Genomic DNA, 16,807 nt, shown 5'->3' with positions numbered 1-16,807 from the left:
ATCGGCGCGCTCGACGCCGCGCCGCTCGTCGCGACGCAAACCGGCGTCGCGACGGACGCCATCGATGCCGCCTGCGATGCGATTCAAAGCACGCTCGACATCGAACGCGGCCCGCTGCTGCGCGCGCTCGTGCTGGGCGTCAGCGACGGAAGCTGGCGCATCGCGATCGCGATCCACCATCTGGCCGTCGATACCGTGTCGTGGCGCATTCTGCTTGGCGACCTGCATCGGGTTTACCGTCAACTCGGTGCGGGCGAGCCGGTGGCGCTGCCTGCACCGACGCTGTCGTACCCCGGCTTCGCGCGGCGCTTGCATGAGGCAGCCCGCCGTGCCGACGTGGCGGCGAGCCTCGCTGACTGGCTCGCGATCGGCGCGGTCGATGCGGCGTTGCCTGCAAGCGTGGTCGGCGTGCCGGTCGCTCCTGGCGTCCCGCGTACGGCGTCCATTGCGGGCGGCGCGGTCGATGCGGCGTTGCCCGCAGTCGGCACTGACGCTTCTGCCACGCCCGCCGTCCCGCACACAGCCTCCATCACGCTCGACCCCGACACCACACGCCGCCTGCAACAGCCGGCCTGCGCCGCCTATCGCACGCAACTGGCCGACCTGCTGCTGGTGGCGACGGGCCGCGCGCTGTGCGCGTTCACGGGGCGCGAGGCGTTGCGCATCGACGTGGAAGGCCACGGCCGCGACGCGCCGGTGGGCGAGGCCGACCTGAGCCGCACGGTTGGCTGGTTCACGAGCATTCATCCGCTGGCGCTCGCGCCGGCCGGCGAGATCGGCGCGGCGATCAAGCGCGTCAAGGAAGCGCGCCGCAACCTGCCGCACGGCGGGGCCAGCTTCGGCATGTTGCGCTACGCGGGCGACGCCGAGGCGCGCGCCGCGCTGGCTGCCGTCGGTGCGGCCGACGTGCTGTTCAACTACCTGGGCCAGTTCGATGGTGCGTTGACGAGTGCCGGCGATGGCGGCGATGCCTGGCGTCTCGCCGCCGAGCGCGGCGGCCGGGCCGTCGGCGCAGGCAACGCACCGAGCCATGCGCTCGACATCGCCGCGCAGATCCGCGACGGCGCGTTGTCGATCGCGCTGCGCCATCCGGGCGGTGACCGCTTCGACGCGGCTGCGCTCGATGCGCTGGCCGCCAGCCTGCACGCCGAACTGCTGGCCGTGCTCGCGCACTGCACGAGCGGCGCGGCCGGGCTGACGCCGTCCGACGTGCCGCTCGCAGCCATCGACCAGGCGCGTCTCGACGCGCTGCCGGTGGCGGCGGCCGAGCTGGCCGACCTGTATTCGCTCGCGCCGATGCAGGCCGGCATCGTGTTCCACAGCCTGCTCGGCGCGCAGCAGCATGCGTATGTGAATCAATTGCGGGTCGATGCCGACGGCCTCGACCCGGTGCGTTTCGAAGCCGCCTGGGCGGCGGTCGCGCAGCGTCACGAGATGTTGCGCACCGGCGTGCTGGCGTTCGACGACCAGCCGCGCCAATGGGTGGCGCGCACCGTGGCCACGCCGTTCGCGGCGCTGGACCTGCGCGACGAGGCGGGCGGTTCGCCCGCAGCGCTGGCCGACCGGCTCGACCGCTTCAGCGCCGACGATCTCGCGCGCGGCTTCGATCTGGCCGCGCCGCCGCTCTGGCGCGTCACGCTGCTGCGCACCGGAGATACCCGTCATCACGTGGTGTGGACCTTCCATCACGTGCTGCTCGACGGCTGGAGCGCCGCGCAGTTGCTGGCCGAAGTCCTGGCGATCTACGGCGGCGCGGCCCCGGCGACCACCGATGCGCCGCCGCGCTACCGCCGCTTCGTCGGCTGGCTGGCCGAGCAGCCGCGCGAGGCCGGCGACGCCTGGTGGCAGACGCAAACGGCCCGCCTCGACGGCCCGAGCCTGCTGACCCACGCGCTGCCCGCGCCGGTGGCCGCGCTCGCGGCGCGCCACGGCATCGTGCACTTGCGTTGCGATGCGCCGCGCACCGCGCGCCTCGCCGCGTTCGCCCGCGCCCAGCGCGCCACACTGAGCGCGCTGGTGCAGGCCGCCTGGCTGGTGCTGCTGCAACGTTATACGGGGCAGCGCACCGTGACGTTCGGCGCGACCGTGGCCGGGCGTCCCGATTCGCTGCCGGGCGCGGATCGCATGCTCGGCCTGTTCATCAACACGATTCCGGTGATCGGCACGCCCGCGCCGTCGATGCGCGTGGGCGACTGGCTCGCCGCCGTGCAGCGCGACGGCGTGGCCGCGCGCGAGCACGAGCACCTGCCGCTGGCCGATATCCAGCGCCGCGCCGGCATCGAGGGCGGCCAGCCGATGTTCGACACGCTGCTGGTGTTCGAGAACTATCCGGTCGACGCGATCCTCGACGACGCCTCGCCGCACGGCCTGCGCTTCTCCGGGCTGCGCAACGAGGATCGCACCAGCTATCCGCTGACGCTGTCGGTCACGCAGGGCCGCGCCGCGCACGCGGCCGCGCCGGGCGAGGTGGGCGCGTCGGGTGATAAGGCCCAGGGCGACGCCGGGCAGCTCGATATCGAATTCGCCTATGCCGGCGACCTGTTCACGCAGGCGCAGATCGAACGGCTGGCCGCGCAGTTCGGCGCGCTGCTCGACGCGTTCGCTGCCGATGCCGCCACGCCGCTCGGCGCGCTCGACCCGCTGCCGCACGCCGAACGCGCGCAACTGGCGGCCTGGGGGCAGGGCGCCGACGCACCCGCGTTGCCGCCCGTGCATCGGCGCATCGCGGCGCAGGCCGCGCGCCGGCCCCACGCCACGGCGCTGGTGCACGACGGCGAAGCGCTCGACTACGGCACGCTCGAGGCGCGCGCCAACCGCATCGCGCATGCGTTGCGCGCGGCCGGCGTGGGCCCCGACGTACGGGTGGGGATCGCCATCGAGCGTTCGCTCGGCATGATCGTGGCGATCCTCGGCGTGCTGAAGGCCGGCGGCGCCTACGTGCCGCTCGATCCGTCGTACCCGGCCGAGCGGCTGGTGATGATGATCGAGGACAGCGGCATCGCGCTGGCGCTGACCGAACACGCCGGTGCGGACGATCGCGGCCGGCTGCCGGTGCCCGCGCTCGACATCGCCGCGCTGGCCGCCGAAACCAGCGGCCATCCGGCCGTCGCGCCGGCCTGCGAGGTGCGGGGCGAGCATCTGGCCTACCTGATCTACACGTCCGGCTCGACCGGGCGGCCGAAGGGCGTCGGCATCACGCACGACGCGCTGGCACGGCATACCGAGGTGTCGATCGACATGTTCGGCATTGGCGAGACCGATCGCGTGCTGCAGTTCTCGACGTTCAATTTCGACGGCTTCGTCGAGCAGGTGTTTCCGGCGCTGGCGTCCGGCGCGGCGCTGATCGTGCGCGGGCCGGAGCTGTGGAGCACCGGCCGTTTCGTCGACGAGGTGGCGCGCGAGCGGATCACCGTGGCCGACTTGACCACCGCCTACTGGAACGCGCTCGCGCAGGATTTCGCGGCGCGGCCCGAGGCGCGGCAGGCGCTGGCGACGCTGCGCTGCGTGCATGCCGGCGGCGAGGCGATGCCGGCCGACGGCGTGCGCGCCTGGCGCGCGGCCGGGCTGACCGGCGTGACGCTGGCCAACACCTACGGGCCGAGCGAGGCGACCGTCACCGCCACGCGTTTCGATTGCGGCGCGCTGCTGCGCGATGCGAGCCGCGACGTGCCCGCGCAGATCCCGCTCGGCGGCCCGCTGCCGGGCCGCACGCTGGCCGTGCTCGATGCGCACGGCAACCTCGCGCCGCTCGGCGCGGCGGGCGAGCTGTGCATCGGCGGCCCGCTGCTGGCGCGCGGCTATCACGACCGTCCGGGCCTGACGGCCGAGCGCTTCGTGGCCGACCCGTTCGCGGCCACGCCCGGCGCGCGGCTCTATCGCACCGGGGACATCGTGCGCTGGCACGACGACGGGTCGCTCGCTTATCTGGGCCGCGCCGATCATCAGGTCAAGATTCGCGGCTTCCGGATCGAGCTGGGCGAGATCGAATCGGTGCTGTTGCAGGATGCGCGCGTGCGCGAGGCGGCGGTGATCACGCGCGACGGCCCGGGCGGGCTGCGCGTGCTGGCCTATGTCGCTCCGGCCGCTGGCGTGGCGTTGGCCGGGGCGACGCTGCGCGCCTCGTTGGCGGGGCGCTTGCCCGACTACATGGTGCCGGCCGCCGTGGTGGTGCTCGACGCGCTGCCGCTGAATCCGAACGGCAAGATCGATCGTCGTGCGCTGCCCGAGCCGGCCGCGCAGGCGGCGGACGGCGACGAGGCGTGGCCGGTGGGCGAGACCGAGACGGCGCTGGCCGGCATCTGGTCGACGCTGCTGGGCGTCACGCCGGTGCGGCGCACCGATCGCTTCTTCGAGCTGGGCGGCCATTCGCTGGCGGCCATGCAGGCGCAGTCGGCGATCCGCGCCAAGCTCGGCGCGGAGGTGGCGCTGGTCGATCTGATGCGCAACCCGCCGCTGGCCGCGTTGGCCGAATCGGTCGACGCCTTGCGCGCGCCGGCATCCAGCGACGCCGACATCGCCGCCGAGCTGAACGACATCCTCGCGGGCTTGTGAGCGCGGCGGCGCTGACGATTGCCTGACGGCGGCCTCGATGGTCGCCTTGCATCGCCGCCCCTGGTCACCCGGGGCGGCGTGTTTACTTGCGCGCGCACCTATTTTTGCGCGCCATCACGGTGCCTGGTTGCACCGCTTCACGGCATTTGCGCGCCGTCTCGGTGAATCGTTGCGATCGCACTAAAGCGCACGCCGGACGGTGCCGTTAGACAGGGGTCGAGCCTGCGTTTTCACGCAACGCGGAACGAGAGACCGTCGAATTCCGGCCCGGAACGCGGCGTTACCCAGGAACCCTTCTGGCGCGTGCAATGCAACACAATCTGTTCTTCCGGCTGCTCGGCCGGCTGCGCGTGGGCCGCAAACTGCTGCTCATCTACCTGCTCGACCTCAGCGCGGTGGTGTACATCAGCAGCATCCTGATCCACGAAAAATACATGTCGATCGATTTCTCGCAGCAGGAGATCGTCGGCAGTCAATACGTGGCCACGGTGCGCGACGCGCTCGTCGACGCCGCGATGCTCGGCGCGGGCGGCCACATCGAGCCGGCCCGGATCGCGCGCACCACGCAGGCGCTGGCCGACGCCGAGCAGCGCTATGGCGCCGACATGAAGAGCAGCGAACTGAATGCGCACGTGCGCGGTGCGTTCGAGCGCCTCGCGCGCACGCCGAACCCGATCGGCACCGGCACCGTGCGCGACGCGCTGACGGCCTGCCGCGACCTGATCACGCGGGTCGGCAACCAGTCCAACCTGATCCTCGATCCCGATCTCGACAGCTATTACTCGATGTCGCTGTCGATCCTGCGCTATCCGGCGCTGATCGACGCGGTGGACGGCATCGGCCACCGCCTGCACGAAAGCGCCAGCCAGCCGCCGTCGCGGCGTGACCTCGGCACGCGCTACCTGGTGCTCGAAGGCCAGCTCGACGCGGTCGCGCAGGGGCTGCGCTCCGACTATTCCGAGGCCGGCGCGGCCAACCCCGCCGTGAAGGCCGCGCTGGCCGCGCCGGTCGCGCAACTGCTCGACGCCATCGAGCGCTACCGCGACGCCGCGCGCGCCGAGGTGGCCAGCGGCGGCGCGGATGCCGCCTCGCGCGCGGCTGCCGATCTCGCGCAGCAGGCGCTGGTGGCCCGCATCGGCGACGCGTGGCGCACCACCGGCACCGAGCTCGATGCGCTGCTGCACGCGCGCGTCAGTGCGCTGTTCGCGCGCATGTGGCTGCACCTGGGCACGGCGTTGTTCCTGCTGTGCGGGATCTTGTCGATGGTGTACCTGGTGGCGCAGCAGATCTCTCGGCCGCTGCGCGAGCTGGCGCGCGTGATGGACACCGTGCGGCGCACCGGCGACCATCGCCAGCGCGCGACCTGGCACAGCCAGGACGAGATCGGCCAGCTCGTGACCGGCTTCAACGAGATGCTCGTGCAGCTCGACCACGAGCGCGACGTGCAGAAGGAACTGGCCGCCACCGCACGCGCCTCGGAGGCGCAGTACGCGCTGGTGGAGGCCACCCCGGTGCCGATGATGGTGACCGCCGTGCCGGGCCACGAGGTGCTGCATGCGAACCGCCCGGCGCTGTATTGGCTCAACGGCCGCACCTCCGACCCGTGGGCCTACGGGCTCGATTCGGCGGTGCGCGCGCGGTTTTTCCAGCAACTGTCCGACCGCGAGGCGATCGACGAGTTCGAGGTGCGCTGGATGGCCAGCGAGGAGCCGACCTGGGCCATGCTGTCGGCACGCCGCCTGACGTTCCAGGGCCGCGACGCGGTGCTGACCGCGTTCACGCCGATCAACCAGATCAAGCTGATGGAGCAGCGCCTGGAGCTGTGGGCGAAGGTGTTCGAGGCGTCGTCGGAGGCGATCCTGATCCTCGACAGCGACCGTCGCCTGCTGACCGCCAACGCGTCGTTCTATCGCGCCACCGGCTACCGCGTCGAGAAGGTGGTCGGCACGTTGCCCGAGTTCATCGTGGCGAGCGGCAGCGACACGCCGCTGTTGGCGCAACTGACCGCGCTGGTGGACATTTCCAGCGTGTGGAACGGCGAGGCCGTGGTGCGGCGGCGCGCCGGCGGCGACTACCCGGCGTGGCTGATGATCAGCGCCGTGCGCGACAAGCGCGGCGGCGTCTCGCACTACATCTGCACGCTGATCGACATCACCGACCGCAAGAAGAGCGAGGCGCGCATCCAGTTCCTGGCCGAGCACGACGTGCTGACCGAGCTGCCGAACCGCGCGCTGTTCACGCGGCGGCTCGGCGATGCGATCGAGCACGCGCAACCCGCGCGCGGCGGCGTGGCCGTGATGTTCATCGATCTCGACCGCTTCAAGGACATCAACGACACGTTCGGCCACCATGCCGGCGACGGCCTGCTGCGCTCGGTGTCGCGGCGGCTGATGCAATCGGTGCGCGGCGGCGACACCGTGAGCCGGCTCGGCGGCGACGAGTTCACCGTGCTGCTGACCGGCGCCGGCACGACCGCCGACGTGCAGCGCCTGATCGACGAACGGCTGCTGCCGCTGATGCGCGAGCCGCACAGCATCGGCGGCATGACGCTGCAGGTGGCTTGCAGCATCGGCATCGCGATGTATCCCGACGATGGCGAGGATATCGAAACGCTGATGCAGAACGCCGACGCCGCCATGTACCGCGCGAAGTCGAGCGGGCGCAACCTCGTCAAGTTCTTCTCGCGCGAGATGGCCGAGAACACGCGCCACCGGCTCGAACTCGAAACGCATTTGGGGCAGGCCGTGGAGAACGGCGAGCTGTGGCTGGCCTATCAGCCGTGCGTGCAGGCCGAAACCGGCGAACTGTTGAGCGTGGAAGCGCTGCTGCGCTGGCAGCATCCGCATCTCGGCACCGTACCGCCGGGCAAGTTCATCCCGATCGCCGAGGAGACGCGGCTGATCGTGCCGATCGGCGCGTGGGTGATCGACGAGGTGTGCCGCCAGATTGCGAGCTGGCGCGCGGACGGGCTGCCGGAGTTGCGCGTGTCGCTGAATTTGTCGGTGGTGCAGTTGCGCGACGATCCGCAACTCGTCAACCGGCTGCGCGAGAGCCTGGCCCGGCACGCCGTGGATGCCGGCAGCCTCGAACTCGAGATCACCGAGACGGTGCTGATGGAAAGCGTCGACCGCTATCTGGATGTGGTCAAGGCAATTCGGGAGATCGGCGTGAAGCTCTCGCTCGACGATTTCGGCACCGGCTATTCGAGCCTCAGCTATCTGCATCGTTTTCCGCTCGACCGGCTCAAGATCGATCGCGCGTTCGTCAACGGGCGGCTCGATGCGCTGGCCGATATCGCCGTGATCCGCGCGATCGTCGAATTGGGTCACGAGTTGGGGCTGCGCGTGGTGGCCGAAGGCGTCGAACAGGCCGAGGAAGCCAGCGCGCTCAAGCGCATTGGCTGCGACGAGTTGCAGGGCTTTCTGTATGCGCAGCCGTTGCGGCCCGAGGGGCTGGCGCCGTGGATGCTGGCGCGCGATGCGGCCTGCGTGGGGGAGGCGGTGTGACGTAGCCGTCACCATCCAGTGGGTCACCTTGGCAGATGAGGGCTTTCTTATTTACGGATCGAATAGTGGTTTCGATTCGAGATGAGAGAGGTCCCCTGTATTTACTTTCCGTCGCGTGAACGCGTGTGAGCCGCCTTTTCATGTGCATGTCGCAATAGGGACTCCTGATCTTCGTCGCAATAAATAAAAGGAAATGAAATGTATTGCCCTCTTATTTTTATTGTTGAATCATAATTGGTACTGCTTATTTCAAAAATTCTCTTCATGGGGATGCGGGAAATTCCCCGAATTTCATTGGATTTCATGGCTGCAGGTAATTTTGCAAGCATCATTGCAAGAATTGTCAATGGCCCTGACATCGTCGCGAATGAAACGTCGCTCATGAGAATTTCCGTCAGAAGCCACAGTATCCCGAAAATCACCAAAGTGACGATCGCATATTTTATTAGGTTTACCTTTTTTCTGGCGCCGTCCGACATGGTTTCTTTTATTGTTACTTTCAATTCGCTCTCAGTCAAAAAATACGAATAAATATTTTTATGACTAATTCCGATAACGAAATTTGAAAGGATTGTCCACAAATAAATAAATATCACAAAAAAAGCAAACATACCTGGCAACATAATAACTGCCCACATCCAAACTGACGAGTCGAGCAGGGTAGATAGCCCTTTTCCAGTCAAGGCAGAAATTAACGCCGTCGTGGAAGCGAGAATGAAGATTGAAATAATTGATTTGGATAGAAGACTTTTTTTCAAACGAATGATATTCAAGTCGTGTTTGTATTCAACCGGGAAATCCCACGAAACAGGATACGAAGTTTTGTTGTTTTTAAACATGCTTCTCCAAGTTTGATGTTCGTGTTTCATAAAAGAGGTCGCCGTGGCGAGCAAGTGGTAATTTTTTAATATAAATTAAAATTTGACGAGTGAGGGTGATCCCGTCCAATTCCTCATTTCACTTGGTTTGGGTAGATTTTTATAGAGGAAGATGGTTGCATTGAGTTGGGGGAGGTTGATTGGAAGATTAACTCAGGGCGAATGTCTTCGTATTGCCGAGGATCAACCCGCGTCGGATCATTGCAAACATAACTAATGGGCTGCATCAGTTAAGGACCGCTAATGCAAGTCCAAGTCATCTGCGAAGTCAGGGCGAGAAAGGCAGCATCGATATCGATGCCGGCGCTCGAAGCGAATCCGGCAAACCAGGCATGCGTGCGCTCGCTACTTTCGATGCCGCGACGTGCTATATGGGCCTGGATGCCGCGCTGTTTCAGATAACGCCGACAACGAGCTAAGTCGTGACCCTCGTCCGCATGCAGTTTGCCCGGCCGCTTACGCAGTTGCCCGCTCAAGCGCGGTATTGCCGGGATCGAATCAAGCGTGGACTTGAATGCCATCGAATCGTGCCGATTGGCTCCCGTTATCGCGACAGCCAGACAAATGGGGCATGCATTTACGACGATCTGTCGTTTCGATCCGAGTTTTCCTCAGTCGGTCGGGTTGGGGCGGCCTCCTAGCCCTCCGGGTCTGGAGGCACTGACTCCAGCGAGGCTCGCGTGCTGCTAATCATCTGGTCGTGCTTACGCAGTCGACGCAACATCACAGGATGCGGTCGCTGGCATACGCAGGCGGCTCGCCGGTTTCGCAGACATCGCTAACACGTCATGCCACGGCCGAAGCCTACCTTCCGCGGAAGGTCTTCCCAAGAAATACCGCTCTGCAGTACGTACCAGATGTCGTCCAGTGCTACTCGATCATTGATCTGTGTGTCGCCGTCAGCCCTTGGGCGATGGCGTGAACGTCGGAATCAGCGGTTCCGGCGTGACCCATAATTCGTTACCGAGATATGACGCCCGCAGCCTCGTGTCCGGGTGGTATTAGCGACTCTTAGCTGCTCGACGACGACGAACAACCGCCGCAACCGCTCGATCCGCAACTGCTGCTGCTCGAACAACTGCTGCTGCTTGAGCAGCTACTGCCGCCGCTCGAATCGGAAGAACCGCCGCCCCCGCCGCTGGTGCCGCGCATCATGGCGACGCGCTGCTGCTCCGCTTGCACCATGGCGGCCTGCGCGTCCCAGGCCGAGCCGGCCAGCACGCCGGCGCCGAACAGCGCCGCCGACCACAGCAGCGTCGAACCGTGAGCCGCCTCGGGCTGCTCGCGCGCCCCTTCGTGGCTGGCGCGCTGCCGTTCGAGCGCCTCGGTGGCGCCGCGCGTCGCGCCGCCGCGGCCGAAGCCGGTCAAGTGCTCGCGCAGCACGCAATAACAGATATAGAAGCCGATCACGCTGAACACGAGATAGCTGACCGGCCGGTCGCGCGTGAGGCCGATCACGATCTTGGCCGCGCCGAGCCCGATCACCGCCAGTGCCAGCCCGCGCGCGATCAGCCGGGCGGTGCGCATTTCGTGCTTGGCCCAGAGCCAGCCGCCCGAGCCGAGCTTGTCGCGGGCCGCGCGCGCGTTGTCGATCAGCCTCGCATGGAAGCTCGTGTAGGACGCCGTGCCGCCCGGCTGGCTGGCGAGCCAGCCCCAGGCGAAGTGCTCTTCCAGCGTCTCCGGCGGTTTCAGCGCGGTGACTGTCGAGCCTTTGCGCTTGTCGCCTCGGTCGAGCCGGATCGCTTCGGAATCGAGCATCGACAGCATCAGCACGTGCGCCATCCGCGCTTCGCCGCCCGTCGCGTAGGCCGTTTCGGCCGCCGTCAGTTCGTGAACGCCGTCGCGGGCGTTCGCGCCGAACGGTCGGAAATACCACGTCAGGAACTGCAGGCCCGCCATGGCGGCCAGTGCGAGCGCGCAGATCAGGAAGTACAGCGGCAGGAACGATGCGCCGGAATAGTTCAGGACGTTGAGGCCTTCGGCGCAGGCAGCCGAGCCGGCCGCCGTGGCGCCGATGCCGATTGCGAACCGTGCGGCGCGATGTGGAGTGAGCCAGCGTGGCCGAAGGCGTGCGGGGGCGGTGTATTCGGCGTGTGTTTCATCGGGCGCTGGCGCGCTCGGCCAGATCGCGGCCGGTGGCGTTTCGCCGAACAGGCGCTGGTAGCTGGCGAGCGTTTGACGGTAATGGCCGTCGTAAAGCGCGTCCTCGCCGGGCCGGCCGTCGCCGGGGAAATGGTGGAGCGGCGCGCCGAGCACGTCGGCGCAGAACACGTTCCAGTAGTCGTGGGTGTATTGCAGATGCAGGTGCCAGGCCGCGTCGATCGCCTTCGACGGCGTGACCGGATGGCCGGCCGCTACCGCGAGATAGGCGAAGCGTTTGTATTCGCGCAGGACCGCCAGCGCGTGTTCCCGGCTCCAGCCTTCGGCTTCGGCGAGACGCAGGCTGTAGGGGCGCGGTGCGTTGGGGGCGTCGGGGGTGTAGGCGTCGACGCGGGCGCGGTGCATGGCGGCTTCGTGTGAGGGGGCTGGCGCGGCTGTCGCCGCGAGCGGTGGCGCCGTGCGAAGCGGCCCGCCGGAATCCTTCGGTGTACGCATGAACAGGGGGCACGACGCGCGGACGGCCGCCGCGGTCGCTGCATCGGTTTGAGGTGGAGGGATTCTCGCATGGCCGAGATATCGGTTTCTATTGAAACCACGACACGATGACCTCAACGTGACAAATGCCGGATACAACGCAGCGAAGGCTTTTTGTAAGTATTAAAAAATATTTCACCAACGCCCTAAAGCCACCTATTCACCTGCCGATAATGCTGAGAGATCGCGGACGAGAGACCGCGGCGATGGACCAACTACCACGCGCGCACGCTCGCCAAGAAGCGGACGCAGCCAAAGAAAATGACGAATCGAGAGTCGAGCGCACACGAGGGCCGGGGCCTGCGCGTGTTGCGCCATGCAGCAACCATTGCATCGATGCTGGTGCCGCTCGCGGCGGCAGCGGGCGGCATCGTGCCCGACGGTGCGACGCAGACAGGCGTTGCCATCGGCGCGGGCGGCCGCCAGATCGTCAATCTGGCGCCGGCGGTCGCGGGCGTTTCGCAGAACACCTACACCTCGTTCAATGTCTCGACAGCCGGGGCATCGCTCAACAACGTCGGCATCAACGCGCGCACCATCGTCAATCAGGTGACGGGCACGGATCGCAGCCTGATCGAAGGCAATATCGACGTGCTCGGCGGCACGCGCGCGAACGTGATTCTCGCCAATCCGAACGGCATCACCGTGAACGGCGGTTCGTTCACCAACACCGGCCACGTCGTGCTCTCGACCGGCCGCGTTTCATTCGACGACATCACCTTGGCGCCCGGTGTGATTCGCCGCGACGTGGTGCTCGACACCGACAGCGGCACCATCGTGGTCGGCCCGAACGGCCTGACCAGCGCGCTGATTTCGCTCGACCTGATTGCCAAGAACCTGCTGATCGCCGGGCCGGTCGACAACACCTTCACGTCCAGCACCGCCGGCGTGCGCGTGCTGGCCGGCAACAGCCGGGTGCAGCTCAACACGGGCATTTCGCCGACCGATAACGCCAACGAATGGCTGACAAGTTTTACACCCGCTGCCACGGCCACCGGGAAGTCGTTCGCGATCGACATCACGGCGGCCGGCAGTCTGACCAGCGGACGCGTGCAATTGATCGTCAACGATCGCGGGCCGGGGGTGCGCAGCGCCGGCCCGCTCAACGCGTCGCTGGGTGACTTCACGTTGTCTTCGAACGGCAGCGTGGAGTTCGACGGCGCGAGAATCGAGGCGGCCGGCAATGCGGACATCGACGTGCGCGATGCGTTCTCGATGAGCGATGCCCAACTGAAAGCGGATTCGGGGCATGTGGCGCTGACCGCGAGCGGCCCGTTGACCGCGCTCGGCAGTAATGTGTTGGCCAACGGCAGCATCACGCTGTCCGGCGCGGGCCTGCTGTTCGGGCCGAGCGCGGCGACGCCCGGTTCGACCCTGGCGTCGGCGACGAGCGGCGTGGTGCTGGCCAGCAGCGGCGATATCACGAGCACCGGTACGTTGATACAGGGGCAGCAGGCCATCGAGGGCGATGCCGATTCGCGCGGCGCCGTCACGCTGACGGCCGCCGGCGCGATCGTCAACCAATCGCTGCCCGACACGCGGCTCGGCATCCTGTTCGGGGTGGCCGGCGACGTATCGCTGACAGCCGGTGCCGGCGTGACCAACCGCGACGCGCGGATATTGTCGAACCAGAACGTGACGATCACGGCCGGTGGCGACTTGCAGAACGTGGTCGATCACACCGCGGGTGTGGCGGGTGGCGCACCAGTCGGTTATTCGGACGAGGGCGGCCGGTTTCTGTTCTTCACGCATCGCACGACCGGCTTCACCGTCGATTACGGCGAAATCGTCGATCCGGCCAAGCTGGCCTACATCACGGCCGATGCCGGCAACGTGACGATCCGGGCCGCCAATGTCGTCAATACCGGCGGTTCGATCCTGTCGAACGGTGGCGCGATCGATATCGCCGCGCGCGGCAGCCTGTCGACGGAGGCCGTCTTCACGGGCCAGGCGCAGCTTCAGCGCAGTTGCTTCATCTTCTGCCGTTCGAGTGCGTCGAGTTCGGTGCAGGCGTTCGGCGGCGTGATCGAGGCCGGCACCGATATCACGCTGAAGGCCGGTTCAAGCATCACCAATACCGGCGGCACCGTGCTCGCGCTCGGCAATCTGCGGCTGGATGCGCCCGTGACGCTGGCGCAGGCCGTGCTCGGCTACAGCACGATCAATCGTGAACACGATCTGAAAACCTGGTTCGGCAATCGCTGGGCCGCGATCTACGCAACCGATACGGGCGGCATTTTCAGCGGTGGTTCGGGGCAGGTCGTGCTGACCGGCGAGGCGCAGATCGACGGCGGCGCATTCAATGCGCCCGGCGGCATCGCCGCGGCCGGCGGCGTGTTGACGCTGCGTACGCCGCGCCGCGATCCCGTCACGATCGGCGCGGGCAATCATCTCGGCCTGGTCTCCTGGTTCGGTCTATGAGATTGCGCGCAGCGGTTTGGATGGCCGGCTGGCTCGGCCTGCTTGCGCCATGCGCGTTCGCGCAAGTGGCGGGCCTGGTGCCCGGTGGCTTGCCGACGGCACGGGTGGAGCAGGACCCCGCGCAACGCTTGCTGCAGGAGCAGCGCGACCGGCAACGGCGCGACGAAGTGCGCCAGCCGCCCGCGCAAATCGCCACGTCGGCACCGCAGATGCCCGATCTGCCGGCTGGCGCCGATGTGAACACGCTGCCCGATGTCGCGCCCACCTTCATGATTCGACATATCGAATTCAATGGCGACACGGTGCTCGACGAGCCGCAACTGGCACGCATCGCCAAGCCGTTTCTCGATCACGAGCTTGGCCGCAACCGCATCAACCTGCTGCTGCGCCGCGTGACCGAGGCCTTTGTCGCGCACGGCTACATCACGACGCGCGCCTATCTCGGTGCGCAGAACCTCGCCGCCGGCACGCTGACGATCAAGGTCGTGGCCGGCAAGGTGGCGGCATTCACGTTGAACGGCAAGCCGTTGCGACCTCGCGATCCGGCACAGCCGTGGTGGCGCAACGACGCTGGCGGGCTGCTGACCGACGCCGGTACGGCCGCCGCGTTTGCGGCGCGGCCCGGCGACGTGCTGCGGCTGCCCGATCTCGAGCAGGGCGTCGAGCAGATCAACCGCCTGCGCCGCAATCAGGCCGAACTGCAGATCATGCCCGGCGCGACGCCCGGCGATTCGATCGTGGCCCTGACCAACCGGTCGGCAGACCGGCTGTATTACACGCTGGGCATCGACAACTACGGCAGCAGGCAGACCGGCACGATGCGATATCGAGGCGGCGTCGAGGCCGACAACCTGCTCGGTTTGCAGGAGTCGTTGGCGGTCAATTTCGTCGGTACCACCGACAGCAATGCACTGGTGTTGTCGGCCGCCGTGCCGTACGGCTACCAGACGTTCAGCTACACGACCTCGCTGTCCGAATACCAGCAGACGATCGGCAACGTCGCGTTGCTCACGGGCCGGTCGTTCAGCCAGATCTTCGGTTGGAACGATGTGCTGAGCCGCTCGCGCGGCGGGCGCACCAGCGTCGACGTGACGTTTGCGAAGACCCGCACCGAGCGCAGCGTGAACGGCATCGATCTCGACGAGCAGGACCTGAGCGTGTTGCGCATTGCGCTCAATGGCCTGGTGCGCTTCGTGGCGCGAGATCAGGAGGCGGCCGCCACCTGGGACGTCGGCATTTCCCAGGGCCTGCCGTGGCTGGGCGCGTCGCACGATGCGCCGGACGGCGGCGTGGCCGATGCCCACAGCCAGTTCACCAAGCTCGACGCGACCGCCACCGTGCAGTTCGCGCTCGGTGCGCTCGGCGGCACGCGCTGGGGTTATCGCGGCACGCTGCGCGGCCAGTACAGCCGCGTCGCGCTGTTCGGCAATCAGCAGCTGTTCCTGGGCGGCATGGATTCGGTGCGCGGTTTCATGGAAGGCGGCATCAGCGGTGACAGCGGCGTGTATCTGCGCAACGAGGCCGCCTGGCAGAACGTGCCGGCCTGGCACGGCGCGCGCGTCGAACCTTACCTGTTCGTCGATGCAGGCAAGGCGCATCTGGTGGCGCAGGGCGGTTGGCCCACGCTGGCCGGGGCCGGTATCGGTGCACGCGCCGCATGGAATTTCAGAAAACAGAGCGTGACGGGCGAGCTGCTGCTCGGCCAGTCGCTGCTGCAACCCGCCTTGCTCGGACGCAAGGCGACGGTGCTGCTCGCCACGCTGAACTGGACGGAATGATGAGAGACACGCATATGAAGATCGGGATCGAACGACGCGCCTCGGCGCGCGCAGGCTATCGGGGCCGCCATGGGGCCGCCGTCGCGGTTTTGGCGCTGGCCTTCGCGGCACAGTTCGGCGCGCCGCAGGCAGCGCGAGCCGCCGTCGCAGCGCCGTTGCCGGCAAGCGCGGTCACGGCCGCAAGCAATGGCGCCGTACCGTTGCCCGACGGCGTGATGGCAAGCGTCAACGGGGTGGCGATCACGCAGGAACAATTCGATCGGGCGCGCGTGGCCGCCGTTCTCCCCGATACACCGGCGTCCCGCGACGTGCTGAAGAACCAGTTGATCGCCCGCGAGTTGCTCCGCCAGGCGGCCGAGCGAGCCCATTACGACACGCGCCCGCAGGTGGTGGCCGCCGTCGAACAGGCGCGCACCACGGCCATGGCGAGCGCCTGGCTGCACGATCAGGTTCGGCCTGCGCCCGTCAGCGACGCCGACGTCAAGGCGAAATACGACGAAGTGGTCGCGACGCTCGGCGACGTCGAGCTGAAGCCACGCGCGATCGTGCTGAAGGATCGTGCGAGTGCCGATGCAGCGCTCAGGCAACTGAAGCAGGGCGCCGATTTCGCTCAACTCGCGCGACAGGCGGCAGATGGCCCGAACGCGGCGCAGGGCGGCGCGCTGAACTGGGTGTCGTTTCGCCTGCCGGTGCCGCCGGCCGGCGAGCAGAACTGGCCGCAACCGTTGGCCGAGGCGCTGCTGAAGCTGCCGCAGGGCGGGGTGACGCGCGAGCCGGTGGAAGCGGGCGGCCGATTCTGGATCCTGCGCGTCGACGAGAAGCGTCCGACGCAGATCCCGTCATATGCCGACGCGAAGGACGTGTTGCGCCGCGAGCTCGAACAGGCCGCGGTGCAGAAGGCGACCATCGCGGTGGTCGTCGACCTGCTCAAGCAGGCGCATATCCAGCGATAAGGGACGCGGGCCGCCCGAGGCCGCCATGCCGAAACGGCACGGCGGCGCTCCAGGCCCGGCAGCGCGGCGGCTCAGGGGAACGGGCC

Annotated in this window: 7 protein-coding genes and 1 pseudogene; 5 read left to right on the top strand and 3 right to left on the bottom strand. The window is 67.3% G+C overall.

The window, feature by feature from the left end:
- A partial coding sequence (locus ACYP33_RS33085; RefSeq protein ID WP_459625357.1) for an amino acid adenylation domain-containing protein occupies positions 1-4,551 on the top strand: 4,551 nt, incomplete at its 5' end.
- Between the two features lie 308 nt (positions 4,552-4,859).
- Positions 4,860-8,057: a bifunctional diguanylate cyclase/phosphodiesterase gene (locus ACYP33_RS33080; RefSeq protein WP_459625356.1), complete on the top strand. Its 3,198-nt coding sequence runs from the start codon at positions 4,860-4,862 to the stop codon at positions 8,055-8,057.
- Between the two features lie 101 nt (positions 8,058-8,158).
- Here the strand turns inward: ACYP33_RS33080 and ACYP33_RS33075 are convergent, their stop codons facing one another.
- The 3 genes and pseudogenes from ACYP33_RS33075 to ACYP33_RS33065 form a co-directional block, all read right to left on the bottom strand.
- Entirely contained in the window at positions 8,159-8,896 is a 738-nt protein-coding gene (locus ACYP33_RS33075; RefSeq protein ID WP_459625355.1) for a hypothetical protein, read from the bottom strand.
- Positions 8,897-9,165: 269 nt separating this feature from the next.
- Positions 9,166-9,918 (bottom strand): annotated as a pseudogene (locus ACYP33_RS33070) (transposase).
- A 28-nt stretch (positions 9,919-9,946) separates the two neighbouring features.
- Entirely contained in the window at positions 9,947-11,440 is a 1,494-nt protein-coding gene (locus ACYP33_RS33065) for a TIGR04222 domain-containing membrane protein (RefSeq protein WP_459625354.1), read from the bottom strand.
- A 390-nt stretch (positions 11,441-11,830) separates the two neighbouring features.
- On the opposite strand from ACYP33_RS33065, the gene ACYP33_RS33060 reads away from it, so the two are divergent.
- From ACYP33_RS33060 to ACYP33_RS33050, 3 genes are read left to right on the top strand one after another with little or no spacing between them, the layout of a single operon-like run.
- Positions 11,831-13,990 carry a two-partner secretion domain-containing protein gene (locus ACYP33_RS33060; protein ID WP_459625353.1) on the top strand — a complete coding sequence of 720 codons (2,160 nt, stop codon included), beginning with the start codon at positions 11,831-11,833 and terminating at the stop codon, positions 13,988-13,990.
- A complete protein-coding gene (locus tag ACYP33_RS33055) occupies positions 13,987-15,768 on the top strand; it encodes a ShlB/FhaC/HecB family hemolysin secretion/activation protein (RefSeq protein ID WP_459625352.1) in 1,782 nt (593 codons plus the stop codon). Before ACYP33_RS33060 ends, ACYP33_RS33055 begins: the two co-directional genes overlap by 4 nt.
- Positions 15,769-15,782: 14 nt before the next feature.
- Positions 15,783-16,721: a peptidylprolyl isomerase gene (locus ACYP33_RS33050; RefSeq protein WP_459625480.1), complete on the top strand. Its 939-nt coding sequence runs from the start codon at positions 15,783-15,785 to the stop codon at positions 16,719-16,721.
- Positions 16,722-16,807 lie beyond the last annotated feature (86 nt).

This window comes from Burkholderia sp. 3C, assembly GCF_054589155.1.
Note: the sequence above shows the minus strand (reverse complement) of the source record. Positions and strands in the feature narration are given on the sequence as shown.

Excerpts from the sequence above, each read along its gene's own strand:
- ACYP33_RS33080 (WP_459625356.1), top strand. The coding sequence starts at position 4,860 with ATGCAACACAATCTGTTCTTCCGGCTGCTCGGCCGGCTGCGCGTGGGC.
- ACYP33_RS33075 (WP_459625355.1), bottom strand. The coding sequence starts at position 8,896 with ATGTTTAAAAACAACAAAACTTCGTATCCTGTTTCGTGGGATTTCCCG.
- ACYP33_RS33065 (WP_459625354.1), bottom strand. The coding sequence starts at position 11,440 with ATGCACCGCGCCCGCGTCGACGCCTACACCCCCGACGCCCCCAACGCA.
- ACYP33_RS33060 (WP_459625353.1), top strand. The coding sequence starts at position 11,831 with ATGACGAATCGAGAGTCGAGCGCACACGAGGGCCGGGGCCTGCGCGTG.
- ACYP33_RS33055 (WP_459625352.1), top strand. The coding sequence starts at position 13,987 with ATGAGATTGCGCGCAGCGGTTTGGATGGCCGGCTGGCTCGGCCTGCTT.
- ACYP33_RS33050 (WP_459625480.1), top strand. The coding sequence starts at position 15,783 with ATGAAGATCGGGATCGAACGACGCGCCTCGGCGCGCGCAGGCTATCGG.